Below are 13,174 nucleotides of genomic sequence, written 5' to 3' on the forward strand. Positions count from 1 at the left end.
TGAATTTACAGGGCTGTATATCCGCCGTCGACGGCTATTGCCTGTCCTGTAATATAGTTCGCTCCGGGGCTGCAATGCCATACAACGGCTGCTGCGACCTCTTCCGCTCCGTCATGCCGGATTTTGTTCGCTATTGTTTTCCGGTGTTTCCCGTCGTTGCCTTTCGAACCGGACGCTAAGCGAGCCGGGGATGCCGAGGGCGTCGATTCCGTTGCCGTCGATGCGCCCGATCCGGATCAGGTCGTTGCTCCGCGACCCGCTTTTGTAGAATATGGCCACATTGCCCCACGGGACATAGATCGTGATGTCGCCCGGTGCAGGGGTGCAGCTGCGTGCGACCTTGGAGGTCGTCAGCGCCGGCGAGGGATAAAATATTTTCTCGGCGTTGCTGTAATCCGACAACGTCACCTCCAGCGGCAGGCGCGAAAGGAAATCCCGTGCGGCGGCATTGTCCTCCATCGTGGCGGTAATCGTGCGGCTGCCGACCGTGATGCCGATTTTCAGCGATGTTTCGCCCGGGGCGCCGCCCTCGTTTCCGCCGGGCGTCTCCGGTTGACCGGGGTGCCCTCCGGAAGGGGCAGGGTCGTCGCCCGATTCCCCGCATGCCGCCGGCAGTACCAGCGATAGCAGCATGAGGGGCAGTAACCATAATTTTTTCATAGTCGTTCTTTATTGGTTTTACAGGGCGGTCGATCCCGGGTACGCGGGCGCCGGACAGGTGCGGCATCCCGGTGTGCTTTTGGCACTGTTGCCCGCGCAGCGGGATTATTTCAGCGCATCCCTGAAGAATGTTTCCAGTTTCCCGAACGGGATCAGGCCTGTCCGGTCGTAGAGGTCGACATGCCCTGCATCCGGCACGAGGTAAAGCTCTTTCGGTTCGGCAGCCAGGCGGTAGGCGTCCTCGCTGAACTCCCGCGAATGGGCGTTCTCTCCCGCGATGAAGAGCATCGGCCGCGGCGAGATGGTCTCGATGTCGGCGAAGGGGTAGAAGTTCATGAATTTTACGTTGCTGGTCAGTGTGGGGTGCGTAGTCGTGCGCGGCGTGGCCCCGTCGGGGGTGAACTCCCCGCGCGGCGTACGGTAAAATTCGTAGAATTCGCGCTCGATCGGCGTGGATTCGGCCGTCAGTTCGTGTACTGTGCCGCCGGTGTAAAGGGGTTCCCCGCCCAGGAATTCGGCATAACGCTGTTCGGCAGCCTGGGCGATGATCCGTTTGCGCTCTCCGGGCGACAGGGCGTGTTTCAGCCCGTTGCGGCTGGCTGCCCCCATGTCGTACATGCTGACCGTTGCGATGGCTTTCAGGCGGGGGTCGATCTTCGCAGCGCTGATGGCGAAGCTGCCGCTGCCGCAGATCCCGACAACGCCGATACGTTCCCGGTCGACAAAGGGGCGGGTGCCGAGGAAATCCACCGCCGCGCTGAAGTCCTCCGAATAGACATCCGGCAGGACGGCATTGCGCGGTTCTCCGTCGCTTTCACCCCAGAAGGAGAGGTCGAGTGCCAGCGTGACGAACCCGCATTCGGCCAGTTTCGTGGCGTACAGACCGGCGCTCTGTTCCTTGACTGCGCCCATCGGGTGCCCGACGATGACGGCGGGGTATTTTCGCCCTTTCTCCAGCTCCTTGGGCAGGAAGAGCCGTGCGCCTACTTTCATTTTGTATTGGTTGGAAAAGGATACTTTCTCTGTGTTTACCGAATTGCTTTTGTAGAAATTGTCTGCGTCGCCCTGTGCGACGGATGTGTTCGTGCCGAGTATCATAAGTATGGCTGTTGTCAGAATTAATGGTCGTTTCATGATCGTGTCGTTTTTTCGGGTTATTTATAGGCGGCCCGGTAGATGGCCGTGCATTCGTCGATGCTCAGACTGTGGCGGTCTGATTCGAACAGTCCGGGCATTGTGTCGAATGCGTTGAACGTCATTTGCTGTAACTCTCCGGGGGTGATGCCGTAGTCGGACATCCTCAGGTCGGCGACGCCGCATGCCTGTTGCAAGCGGGTGAGCGCCGTGATGAAATCCCCGGGCTGTGCGGCCTGCTCCATCCCCATTGCACGGGCCATCCGTACGAAACGCTCGTCGCAGACGTGCCGGTCGATGAAGAACGAGAAGTAAGCCCTGCTGAGCATGATCAGCCCGGCGCCGTGGGGCAGATCCTGATGGTAGGCCGACATGGCGTGTTCCATCGAGTGCTGGCTGGTCGTCGCGCTCAGACACATCACCACGCCGGAGAGGGTGTTGCCGAAGGCCACGCGGGTACGGGCTTCGAGATCGTCGCCATTGGCCACGGCGCGCGGCAGGTTGCGGGCGATGTGCTCGATGGCGGTCAGTGCGTACATGTCGCTTGCGAGGTTGGCGAATTTCGAAATGTAGCTCTCCACGCTGTGGAACAATGCGTCGAACCCCTGGTATGCCGTGAATTTCGGCGGCACGGTGAGCATCAGCTTCGGATCGACTACGGCCAGTACGGGAAATCCGGCTTCGACGCCGATCTTTTCATGGGTTTGTTCGTTGGTTACGACTCCCCACGGATCGACTTCCGACCCGGTTCCTGCCGTCGTGGTTATGGCGATGAGCGGCAACGGTGCGTGTCCGGCCTGCTGTTCTTTGCCCGTCCCGCCGAAAACGTAGTCCCACAGGTCGCCGTCGTTGGATGCCATCAGGGCTATGGCCTTCGCGGCGTCCATGACGCTGCCGCCTCCCAATGCGACGATCATGTCGCACCCGTGCTCCCGTGCTCCCGTGCCGCTGCCGCTCCGGCCATGACGGTGGATTTCAAGGGGTTCGCTTCGATCCGGTCGAACACCACGCTTTCGACCCCCGCCAGCCGGAGCTGTTCCTCCGTGGCGGCCAGATAGCCGTTTTCCCGGGTCGACTTGCCGTTCGAAATTGCCAGCAGCGCCTTTTTCCCGGGCATCTCCTGCCTGTGCAGGTTTTTCAGTTCGTCCGCCCCGAAAAGGATGCGGGTCGGGATCCACATGTTGAAATTCAGTTTTGTTTTCATGGCTCTATTGTGTTTGATGTTTTTTCCACACTGCAAAACTACATCCCGCGGGGCATTCGTTTTGTATACGTATTACGGATATATTTACCCTGATTACTGGTTTGGTCGACTGTGAAATATGCTGATGTACAGTAATATACCCCTATTACGGATAATATTACCCCAATTACTGTTTCGGCGGCCCGGCATGTGGGCCGAATCTGCAAAAACACTATCTTTGCAAAAGGTAAAGAAAAAAACATGGAAGAAATCCTGAAAATCGACACGGTCGACCAGTATAACAAACTCTTCGGGTTCGAGACCCGCCACCCGCAGGTCGGCGTCGTTTCGTTCGATACGGCCGAGAGCCAGGGAAACTACCGGATGACGATGGGGTTCTATTCGGTATTCCTCAAGGAGACTGCGGGATGCCGGATCAACTACGGCAAGACGAGTTATGATTTTGACGACCAGACGGTCATCTGTATCGCCCCGGGGCAGACGGTGGGGTATACCGACGTGGAGGGGATTCCCAAGAAATCGGTCGGGCTGCTGTTTCACCCCGATTTCATCCGCGGTACGTCGCTGGGGCAGAAGATTAAGAAATATACGTTTTTTTCCTATGAGTCCAACGAAGCCTTGCACCTGTCGGAGGAAGAGCGTATGATTGTCCTCGACTGCCTGGAAAAAATCCGCATGGAGCTGCGCCACGCCATCGACAAGCATACCAAGGGACTTATTGCGACCAATATAGAACTGCTGCTCGACTATTGTATGCGTTTTTACGAGCGCCAGTTCGTCACGCGCGGGGACATGAATCTCGATGTCCTGGCACGTTTCGAGCGGTTGCTCGACGATTACCTTACGGGTGGCGCCGCTGCGAGGGAAGGATTGCCTTCGGTACGCTATTTTGCAAGCAAAATATGCCTGTCGCCCAATTATTTCGGCGATCTGGTGAAAAAGGAGACCGGGAAATCGGCCCAGGAGTATATCCAGCTGAAGATGATCGACGCGGCCAAGGAGGGGCTTCTCGACCCGAACAAAACCATCGGGCAGGTGGCCTATGAACTGGGATTCCAGTATCCGCAGCATTTCGTACGCTTCTTTAAACGCCATGTCGGCTACACCCCCAGGGAATATCGGTTGCAGAGCTGATCGGGGCTGAAACAGGTGTGCCTGCGAAATTTTCCCCTGTTTTTTCCGATTTTCCGGAACATTGTCTTATATTCGCAAAAAATGATTGCATAAGACCGATGGGAACTGTTGCATGCGGGCAAATATTCAAGGGTGCCTCCCGCTCTTTCACTTACCGCCACGAAAGGCTGTGGTACCGGGACGAATTCCCATACCACCAGCATCCCGAATACGAGATTACGGTGGTTTTCAGCGGGAACGGCCAGCGGGTGACCAACGACTTCACGGAACCCTTCCGCGAGGGGGAAGTCGTCGTGTTGCCGCCCTATTTTCCGCATGGCTGGGTCTATGACAAGGCATTGTGCGCCCCGGACGGGATGATCGAAAACGGTTCGCTGCAATTCGGCGAGGAGTTTCTGGTGCAGTTGTCGCAGCTCTCGCCCGAGTTCCAGCCCGTCGTACGGTTTTATAAGGAGTTGCGCCAGGCGGTCGGGCTCACTGGCGAAACGGCGGTCAGGGTGCGTAAATTACTGGCGGGTCTTGAGCGCAGCTCAGACCCCGAACGGTTCGTGACGTTATTGCAGTTGCTTTTCCTGATCGCGCAGGACGGGCATTGCCGCCCCATCGGGCCCGGGAAATTCCGCGGGGCAAAAATCCATAAGAACAAGCAGCGCCTGCAGGATGTTTACAAGTATATCGTCGAGAATTACCACCGTAAGATAACCCTCGAGGAAATCGCGTCCTATGCCTCGATGAACAAGACGGCCTTCTGCCTGTTTTTCAAGAAGGCGACCGGCGAGTCGTTTGTCGCCTACCTGAATGTCTTTCGGTTGCAGATGGCCTGTACGATGCTGACCCGCTCTTCTAAGAACATTTCCGAAATCTGCTATGCAGTGGGTTTTACGGACATTCCCTATTTCAACCGGGCATTCAAGCAGCGTTACGGCGTTTCACCGACGCAGTACCGGGCTTCGATGCGGAATGCACCTCAGGCGGAGGGGCAGGGCATCTGACCCGGCAGGCCCCTCCCCATAATGACTACGGCCGGGAATTACCCGGCCGTAGTAGTTCGTATGTCAGCAAAAGCCGGCAAATCGTGTGTCGTTGCCCGCTATGCCCGGACGATCTTTATACTCAGCTCATAGAGCAGGTAAAGCGGCAGGAAGACGATCATCAGCGTGAACGGGTCGCCCGTCGGGGTGATGACCGCAGAGAGCACCAGCAGGACGACTACGGCATGTTTCCGGTATTTCCGGAAAAATGTCTTTGTCACGAGGCCCAGTTTCGAAAGCAGCCATGCCAGCAGCGGCAACTCGAAGACGATGCCCATTACGAAAATGAGCATCAGGAAATTACCCATGTAGGAAGTCAGCGAGATCTGGTTCGTGATAAGCGGGCTCAACTGATACTCGGTCAGAAACCGGAACGTGAAGGGGAAGACCAGGAAGTAACCGACCGCACATCCGAGGAAGAACATGAATGTCCCGAATGCGAATGCCAACCCGACGCTCTTCTTTTCGTTGTCGAACAGGGCAGGTTGTACGAACCGCCATATTTCGAACGTCAGGTAGGGGAATATCAGTACCAGCGCGAACCAGAACGAAGTGCTGATATGCGTCAGGAACTGCGAGGCTACGTTGATGTTGATGAGTTCTACCGAGAAGTGGTCGTTGCTGAAATCGGGGAGCAGCGGGTTGCCGCCTCCCAGTTTCGACAGCCATCTGTAAAGCGGGAAATCGGACGTGGTGGGAGCCAGTACGAAATTGTCGAACAGATAGGGCATGAGGCAGAAACAGACGACAACGAACACGAATAAGACGGCGATTACGCGAACCAGCGACCAGCGCAGGTCTTCGAGGTGCGCCCAGAACGTCATTTCCTTTTCTTCCATGGGATAGTAGGGTTTATTGCTTGTTTTCCGGAAGGTATCTTTCAGCGAAGAAATATCCGGCCATCCGTCAGACAGCCGGATATCGTCTTCATGCTTCCGGAGGGATTATTTGCTGTACGAAGCCTTCACGAAAGGTGCCTCGAGCAGGTAATCCAGGCTCAGTTTGACACTCTTCTCCACATCGTAGCTGTATTGCTCGACCTCGACGATGATGTTTTCCACACCGGCGGTCTTGGCATTCTCGAAGATGGCATCGAACCCGACCATACCGCTCTGGCCGATTTCGCGGCGATCCTTGATATGGAGCATCTTGAAGCGGCCGGGGTATTTGTGGAAATAGTCGACGGGGCTTGCCTTCCCCATCACGGCCCAGTATACGTCCAGTTCGATGAACAGGTTTTCAGGGTCGGTGTTTTCGATCATGTAGTCCAGCATGACAGCCTTGTCCTCGATCTTCTGGAATTCGTGGGCGTGGTTGTGGTAGCCGTATTTGATTCCGGCTTCCCGGCACTTCTTCCCGATCGCGTTGAGGTAGTCGCAGTAGGTCTGCATCTCCTTCAGCGTCTTGGGGACGGGAAGGTACGGGGTCACGATGTACTCCATGCCTGCGGCCTTGTGGGCTGCGATGCACTGATCCCACCATTTCATCGATTCGGAGAAGTCGCCCGAAGCCAGTTCCTCGTCGGAGAGGCCTTTGCCGCAGTGCGAAGAGAGCACCTTCATGCCTACGGCCTCCACGTCGCGCCTGAACTCCTCGGGGGTGTTGCCGTAGAATTTACCGTCGTTGTAACTGGCGGCCTCGATGCTGGTGTAACCCATGTCGGCGAGTGCCTTCAGGACGGGTTTGTAGTCGTGCTGGTTTCTTCCGAAACTCCCGATCAGATCCCTGACCGAGTAGAGCTGGATACCGATATCCTTCTTTGCGTCCTTCTTCGCTTTGGCAAATGCCCCGCAGGGAGCAATTGCCGAAGCGAGCAGGATGCAAACCGCTGTAAACAGTTTACGTTTCATACGTTACCGTTGTTAACGGAATTAGTCGAGCACCTTGATGCGGATGTTGCGGAACCATACATCGTCGCCGTGATCCTGGAAGCCGATGTAACCTTCGCGCTGTGCTCCGCCGCAGTTGTTCAGCAGTTCGAATGCCAGGGGCCACTTCTCGGGGCTGAACTTGCTCTTTTCGAGCATCTCCGTCCACTGGGGAGTCCAGAGGTGGTACTCGAGCACGTTCTGGTCGTTCTGGCCGTGTACCACGGTGCCTTTGTAAACCATGATCTTCGCCTTGTTCCACTCGCCATAGGGCTTGGCGTTCTGGGGAACGGCCGGGATCATGTCGTAAAGCGAAGCCGACTTGCGGTTGCCGTCGACGCCCAGTTTGGCATCGGGATGGTTCTCGTTGTCGAGTACCTGGTACTCGGGGCAGGAGATGTAGATGGGCTCCATCCGCTGTTTGCCGTCCTTGGTCGTGGCTACCTCCTGGCCGAGGTAGAAGATACCCGAGTTGCTGCCTTTGGCAACTTTCCACTCCACTTCGAGCTCGAAGTTCTTGAACTTGTGCGTGAAGATCAGGTCGCCGCCGTCGCCGTCCTGGGCTTCACCGCCGCCCGAACCGTTGAATTTGATCGCACCGTTGTCGATCGTCCATTTCGAGGGCACGTGGTCTTTGCCGTAGCCGCGCCAGCCGTTGAACGTCTTGCCGTCGAAGATCACGTAGTAGCCGTCCTTGTCCTGCGGGAAACCTGCGAGGTCTACCGTCGCATTGTTGATGACCGTGTATTCGGGTACGGCTTTGGTTTCTGCCGCTGCCGTGTCGGCTGCCGCTTTGCCTTTGGCCCCCGGGCCGCCGCATGCCGCCATCGTTGCGGCTGCTGCGATGCATGTCGAGAATAAAATGACTTTTTTCATATTCTTTCCGTTGTTTTAATTTGAGTTGATAATCTTGTCCGTAGATTAACGCGGCATGTCGGGCAGTTTCCAACCGTCGCGGTAGGTGTGCTTGATGAGCTCCTGTGCGAATTGCTGTGCGTTGACCGGATCCGTCCAGGTCTTGTCGAAGGTCGGATGGCCGTCCTTGATGTGGAACCCGTCCTTGATGACGGCACTGATCGTGGCGTCATCGGGGATGTTCGTGAAACGCATGTTCGGGCCGTCCCAGAGCAACTCGCGGTTCAGGTTCTGCAGGCGGACTGCCAGCACGCCCATAACCACCATTTCATTGAACGGGCCGGCTTCGCTGAAGTCCGATGCGCTCGGCACGCGGTCGTCGGCATCCTCCTTGCAGGCACGTACCCAGTCCATCTGGTGCGACTCCTTGATCTCGCGCAGTACCTTCGGTGCGTTGGGCACGCGACCCGAAACCAGGTAGGGGTTCACGCCGTAGCAGCCGCAGATCAGCGTATCCTTCGTACCGTAGAAAATAACGCCGCCGCCGGCCATGTTCAGGTCTTTGCCTGCGGGCAGCCCTTCGGGGCGCGCCGGTTTCAGGCCGCCGTCGTACCAGTATACCTCTACCTCGGGCATGGCTACCTTCGGCATGTTGTCGCGTGCCGGGAAGACGAACTTCACCGTCTGCGCCATCGGTGCGGATTCGTTGAGCAGCAGCGTCGAGCTACCCTGAACCTTGGTCGGATAGCCGAGCTTCAGGCCCTTGAATACCGGGTGGAGGATGTGGCAGGCCATATCGCCCAGTGCGCCGGTACCGAAATCCCACCAGCCGCGGAAGTTCCACGGGGTGTAGATCGCGTTGTAGGGACGGTAGGGAGCCGGGCCGATGAAGGCGTCCCAGTTCAGCGTCTTGGGGATGCGCTGGTCGTCCTCGGGACGTGAGAGCCCCTGCGGCCAGATAGGACGGTCGGTGAAGGTCTCCACCTTGCGGACTTCGCCGATCTCTCCGTTCCAGATCCATTCGCAGACCTTGCGGACACCCTCGTCCGACGCACCCTGGTTACCCATCTGGGTGGCTACTTTATATTTGTCGGCGAGCTTGGTGAGCAGACGCGATTCGTATACGGTATGCGTCAGGGGCTTCTCGACGTAGACGTGCTTGCCGGCCGTCATCGCATCGGCTGCGATGATCGCGTGCGTGTGGTCGGCCGTAGCCACCATCACGGCGTCTGCCGACTTGAGCATTTCGTCGAACATCTTGCGGTAGTCGTTGTACTTCTTGGCAGCCGGGTAGCGCTTGAACACGTGGTCGGCATATTTCCAGTCGACGTCGCACAGGCCGATGATGTTCTGGCTTTCGAGGCCGCGGAGCACCGACGAGCCGCGGCCGCCGATACCGACACCCAAGATGTTGAGTTTGTCGCTCGGAGCCGTGTGCCCGAACTTCTTACCTAAAACCGTACCCGGAACGACCGCTAAGCCGATCGCGGCAGCAGCTCCTTTTTTCAGGAACTTTCTCCTTGACATTTCGCTTGACATTGTTTCTTGATTTAAGTTAGTTGTTTTTGAGGGACTATTTATTTTCGTTGTTGGATTTTTCCGTACCCGAGTTTTCGATGTCGTTCTCGATGTTGTTCATGCCTTCCTTGAAGCTGCGCACACCCTTGCCGAGACCCTTCATCAGTTCCGGGATTTTTTTGCCGCCGAAGAGCAGCAGTACGATCAGGGCTATGACGATGATTTCGCCTGCACCCAGGTTGCCGATAAACAGTAAGTGGTTCATACCGATTGTTTTTAAGGTTTATAAAGTTTGTTTTAGTATCAGATTGCGGCTTATGCGCGCTTCCTCAGCAACCCGTAGCCATTCGACATCGTGCGGCGGCGTTCGCGAATCTCCTGCAGCGTTTCCAGATTTCCGATTGCCGGCAGGTCGTGCTGCCGCGAATCCTGGAGGAACCGCCATGCGTATTCCGATGCCGTGGCGGCGTCGCGGAACGAGGGGAGCGACGGATTGCGTTTCCCGCTTTCGATCGACTCGGCGAACAGTTTGCACAGCACGTCGATGTTTTTGCCTCCGTAGGGCTGTATGAGCCGGTGCGTCTGTGTCACTCCGTGCAGTTCGACGATCGCCGTCTTGAAATCGTGCGTCATGCGCGCGATGCCTTTCGTGCCGATGATGTCGATGTATGAATTATGTGTCTGTTTTTCGGCCAGTTGTCCGTATACATGTCCCTGGGTAATGTCGAATACGATGCCGTTCTCGAACGTGCCGTGGCACTGGAGCCACCACGGATCCTTGTAATCCCACATGCGGATGGCCTGTGCGTTCCAGGTCTTGAATTCCGATTCGGCATACCAGCGTGCGATGTCCACGTAGTGCATGCCGCAGTCATGGAACGACGGGCCCTCGAATTCGTGTCCTTCGCCCGGGGCCAGCCCCGGCGTCATGTGGCATACGCGGATGATCGCCAGTTCGCCGATTTCGCCCTGTGCGATAAAATCCTTGATGGTATTGTGGTACCACGAATTGCGCAGGTAAAGGTTTACCGTCGAGAAGATTTTGGCCTTCTCGGCCAGCGCGACCGTCTGCCACTCCTTTTCCACCGTGTCGGCGATCGGTTTCTCGGCTATGACGTGCTTCCCGCTCGCAATGGCTTTCTGAATCTGCTCCGGGCGGGAATCCGCCAGGGCGAACAGCCCGACCGCCTGAATCTCGGGGTCGTTGAATATGATTTGTTCGTCGGATATTACTTTCGACCGGGGGGAGAGCCGCTGGGCCAGTTCCCGTGATGCGGGAGATACGTCACAGATGTAAACGATATCCCAGTTACCGCTTTTTTGCATCTCTTCGAGGTAAAAACCTCCCATTCTGCCAAAACCGATCAGACCGACTTTAATTGGATTCATTTCGTATAAAATAGGTTTAAGTAGGTGTTTACAATCCGATGCAATCCGGCTGCCCGCTGCGGGAGAGGGTGGCTGGACGCTGTGTTTACAAAATTAATCCTATTATATACCATATTTATAGGTTGGGGCGGAAATTGTAGAACCTGTAAAGTATTATATGTTTGTAAATAAATATTTTATCAAAAAAATATACAAAAAAAATGTAGTTGCCGTGGAATCGGTCACGGCCTGTTTTCGGGCGGCACACCGATTCGCATGACCATTTTTTCGAAGTCCTCGCGCGATATTGCGGCCTTGTTCCGGGCTTTGGTGCGGTAGTTATATACGGTGCTCAGCGAGCATCGCAGGAACGAGGCGATCTTGACGCTGTCGGTGATGCCCAGCCGCAGCAGGGCGTAAATCCGGAGTTCCTTGTTCAGCAGGTCTTCCGATTTGAGCACGATCCGTTCGTCCTCGACCAGCAGGGCGTTGAAATCGGCGACGAACGTCGGATAGAGGTTCAGGAATATGGCGTCGAAATTCTTATACAGTTCATCCAGTTCGTTCTCCATCATCGACGTGGATTTCAACTGTTTGTATAACTCGTCGATCTGTCGGTTCTGCGCCAGTTTGTTCAGCGATTTCCGGTAGTCCTCCAGTTTGTCGATATACATCGAACAGAGGTCGAAGAACCTAGCTATGTACTGTTCCTTGATGATGTTCGAATCGGTGAGCTGCGTGTTTTTCTCATGCAGTTCGTCGTTGAGCTGCATCAGGCGCCCGTTCGTCCGCGACAGCTCCTCCTTGATGCGGTACAGCTTGTGTATCTGCTGGTAAACGTAGATGAACAGCAGCACGAGGAACAGCGACAGGACGCTGATCAGGATCAGGTAGTGCTGCAACTTGGATTTGGACTTGGCCTCCTTGGCCTGGTAGATCGAGTTGATGATCGAATAGAACTTTGACATCTGGGTCGTGCGGAACTGCACGTTGCTGAATACCGCATCTTCGATGGCCGCCTGCGTGTACTTGAAAGCCCGTGAAAGGTCGCCCTGGTCGTAATACATCAGAGCCAGCGTGTGGAACGAGGCGTTCTCCTTCACCGCACTCTTCGCATCGGCGATCGCGGAGAGCATGAAATATTTCTTTCCAGCCTCCGGGTCTTTGTTCAGCCGGTAGAAATAACCGTAGGCATAGGCCGTCTCCGCGTAGAGCGGCGTGTCCTTGCCGACCTCTTCCAGCAACTCGTCGAGGATCGCCCTGGCTTCGTCCATCTTACCGTTTCCCATAAGTTTGTAGCTCAGGTGTATCCTGTACCGGAACGATCCCGGGTCGGAAACCATCATCAGCGAGTCCCGGTAGATATTCATTTCGTGCAGGTGGCTGCGCTGGCTGCTCAGCGTGGCGTAGTGCTGGAAATAGCGGTTGTTGGCCTCGTAGTAGACGGGAAGCAGGTCGCGCGGGAGTTCGGACGATCGGATGGAGCGGAGTATCTGGTTCGCCTCGACGCACATGCCCGAAAAAGAGTAGAGCTGGGCGAGGTACATGTTCGACAGGTAGGTCAGCCTTTTGTTGTCCAGCTGCCTGGCGATTTCGAGGTTCCGTTCGACGTAGCGGATGGCCGAATCCAGCTTGTATTTCCTGAATTCTTCGTACAGCTTCGTATTGATCTCGTACTCCTGTTCCGGGGTCAGGTTGCTTACGCCCAGCAGGTTCCTTAGCCTGCTGATCCGCTCTTCCTTTTCGGCTTCGAAAATATGTTTGTTCTCGATTACGTAGTCCAGATATTCCGAGAGGGATTGCGTCTCGTCCTGCCGGCACGACGCTAATGCCAGCAAGCCGGAGAGCAGCAGGAGTAGCCTTATCGGACGTATGGAATTTCGTAGTTTCATGGCCTCTTCGTATGCAGCCTTCCGTAGCAAAAACGGCAGGTTGCGGGCTGCCGTAAAAAAATGATATTTTATGCTACGAAGTTAAGGCTATTTATAGGATAAATATTGTTTCTTTTTATGTATTTATTGTCTGATATTCGTATTTTTTAGGGTGTCTTTGGCGATTGCTGCGCTTCGGGAGCCGGGGATATTCCGGAGGCTTCTTTTCTGGGACATAATGCCGGATTTGTGAATCAGGCATCTGTAATCCGTTGTGTCATTGTCTGAAACATTTTTTTATGGACTTCCAAATATGGTAACATGCCACAGGTGTTTCCCTCTTCCGCTTCCATTGCAGGCATCTGGCTGTGGGACACGGTATTGTCCGGGATTTTCCGCCGATGGGGCCGGCCCGTAACAACGATCCGATATTACGGAAACGTTTTTTACACCGGCAAAGTGTGTCCCCGCGGACTGATTTGCGCGAAAGCTGTTTCGCCCCTCCCCTCTCTTTCGGACGGGAATGGCGCA

General features: G+C 55.7%; 12 protein-coding genes and 1 pseudogene. 2 read left to right on the top strand and 11 right to left on the bottom strand.

Translation table 11 applies throughout. The features are described 5' to 3' along the window. Positions 1–5: 5 nt before the first annotated feature. From DW189_RS10800 to DW189_RS10815, 4 genes and pseudogenes are all read right to left on the bottom strand, one after another. Positions 6–134 (bottom strand): SDR family oxidoreductase, encoded by a 129-nt coding sequence (locus tag DW189_RS10800; protein ID WP_117508219.1) that lies wholly within the window; start codon positions 132–134, stop codon positions 6–8. After that, entirely contained in the window at positions 112–660 is a 549-nt protein-coding gene (locus DW189_RS10805) for a cyclophilin-like fold protein (protein ID WP_117508096.1), read from the bottom strand. Before DW189_RS10805 ends, DW189_RS10800 begins: the two co-directional genes overlap by 23 nt. A gap of 105 nt (positions 661–765) precedes the next feature. Next, positions 766–1,794, bottom strand: coding sequence for an alpha/beta hydrolase (locus DW189_RS10810; RefSeq protein WP_117508098.1), 1,029 nt, complete (start codon positions 1,792–1,794; stop codon positions 766–768). Between the two features lie 20 nt (positions 1,795–1,814). Next, positions 1,815–2,998 (bottom strand): annotated as a pseudogene (locus DW189_RS10815) (iron-containing alcohol dehydrogenase). Positions 2,999–3,238: 240 nt separating this feature from the next. On the opposite strand from DW189_RS10815, the gene DW189_RS10820 reads away from it, so the two are divergent. Next, the gene (locus DW189_RS10820) at positions 3,239–4,132 is read left to right on the top strand and encodes a helix-turn-helix domain-containing protein (RefSeq protein ID WP_117508100.1); all 894 of its coding nucleotides are present in this window, start codon (positions 3,239–3,241) and stop codon (positions 4,130–4,132) included. A gap of 98 nt (positions 4,133–4,230) precedes the next feature. Further along, positions 4,231–5,124, top strand: coding sequence for an AraC family transcriptional regulator (locus DW189_RS10825; protein WP_117508102.1), 894 nt, complete (start codon positions 4,231–4,233; stop codon positions 5,122–5,124). A 98-nt stretch (positions 5,125–5,222) separates the two neighbouring features. On the opposite strand, the gene tatC is transcribed toward DW189_RS10825, so the two are convergent. The 7 genes from tatC to DW189_RS10860 form a co-directional block, all read right to left on the bottom strand. After that, a complete protein-coding gene (gene tatC / locus DW189_RS10830; RefSeq protein WP_055202420.1) occupies positions 5,223–6,002 on the bottom strand; it encodes a twin-arginine translocase subunit TatC in 780 nt (259 codons plus the stop codon). Positions 6,003–6,107: 105 nt separating this feature from the next. Continuing rightward, positions 6,108–7,013 (bottom strand): sugar phosphate isomerase/epimerase family protein, encoded by a 906-nt coding sequence (locus tag DW189_RS10835; RefSeq protein ID WP_022333038.1) that lies wholly within the window; start codon positions 7,011–7,013, stop codon positions 6,108–6,110. Positions 7,014–7,034: 21 nt separating this feature from the next. Continuing rightward, positions 7,035–7,907: a DUF1080 domain-containing protein gene (locus DW189_RS10840; protein WP_032136088.1), complete on the bottom strand. Its 873-nt coding sequence runs from the start codon at positions 7,905–7,907 to the stop codon at positions 7,035–7,037. 45 nt (positions 7,908–7,952) lie between these two features. Then, positions 7,953–9,425, bottom strand: a complete 1,473-nt coding sequence (locus DW189_RS10845; protein ID WP_172678899.1) for a Gfo/Idh/MocA family protein — start codon at positions 9,423–9,425, stop codon at positions 7,953–7,955. Positions 9,426–9,459: 34 nt separating this feature from the next. Beyond that, on the bottom strand, positions 9,460–9,669 hold the full coding sequence (locus DW189_RS10850; RefSeq protein ID WP_022333036.1) for a twin-arginine translocase TatA/TatE family subunit: 210 nt from the start codon (positions 9,667–9,669) through the stop codon (positions 9,460–9,462). Positions 9,670–9,719: 50 nt separating this feature from the next. After that, positions 9,720–10,793 carry a Gfo/Idh/MocA family protein gene (locus DW189_RS10855; RefSeq protein ID WP_055211452.1) on the bottom strand — a complete coding sequence of 358 codons (1,074 nt, stop codon included), beginning with the start codon at positions 10,791–10,793 and terminating at the stop codon, positions 9,720–9,722. Between the two features lie 221 nt (positions 10,794–11,014). Continuing rightward, a complete protein-coding gene (locus tag DW189_RS10860) occupies positions 11,015–12,664 on the bottom strand; it encodes a DUF6377 domain-containing protein (protein ID WP_055202422.1) in 1,650 nt (549 codons plus the stop codon). Between the last annotated feature and the right edge of the window lie 510 nt (positions 12,665–13,174).

It is taken from the genome of Alistipes sp. AM16-43, from assembly GCF_003435745.1.
In the GTDB taxonomy this organism is placed as follows: Bacteria; Bacteroidota; Bacteroidia; order Bacteroidales; family Rikenellaceae; genus Alistipes; species Alistipes onderdonkii.

Bases quoted from the DNA above. Each gene is read 5' to 3' on its own strand.
- DW189_RS10860 (WP_055202422.1), bottom strand. From the start codon at position 12,664: ATGAAACTACGAAATTCCATACGTCCGATAAGGCTACTCCTGCTGCTC.
- DW189_RS10845 (WP_172678899.1), bottom strand. From the start codon at position 9,425: ATGTCAAGCGAAATGTCAAGGAGAAAGTTCCTGAAAAAAGGAGCTGCT.
- tatC (WP_055202420.1), bottom strand. From the start codon at position 6,002: ATGGAAGAAAAGGAAATGACGTTCTGGGCGCACCTCGAAGACCTGCGC.
- DW189_RS10805 (WP_117508096.1), bottom strand. From the start codon at position 660: ATGAAAAAATTATGGTTACTGCCCCTCATGCTGCTATCGCTGGTACTG.
- DW189_RS10855 (WP_055211452.1), bottom strand. From the start codon at position 10,793: ATGAATCCAATTAAAGTCGGTCTGATCGGTTTTGGCAGAATGGGAGGT.
- DW189_RS10850 (WP_022333036.1), bottom strand. From the start codon at position 9,669: ATGAACCACTTACTGTTTATCGGCAACCTGGGTGCAGGCGAAATCATC.
- DW189_RS10840 (WP_032136088.1), bottom strand. From the start codon at position 7,907: ATGAAAAAAGTCATTTTATTCTCGACATGCATCGCAGCAGCCGCAACG.
- DW189_RS10810 (WP_117508098.1), bottom strand. From the start codon at position 1,794: ATGAAACGACCATTAATTCTGACAACAGCCATACTTATGATACTCGGC.
- DW189_RS10820 (WP_117508100.1), top strand. From the start codon at position 3,239: ATGGAAGAAATCCTGAAAATCGACACGGTCGACCAGTATAACAAACTC.
- DW189_RS10835 (WP_022333038.1), bottom strand. From the start codon at position 7,013: ATGAAACGTAAACTGTTTACAGCGGTTTGCATCCTGCTCGCTTCGGCA.
- DW189_RS10825 (WP_117508102.1), top strand. From the start codon at position 4,231: ATGGGAACTGTTGCATGCGGGCAAATATTCAAGGGTGCCTCCCGCTCT.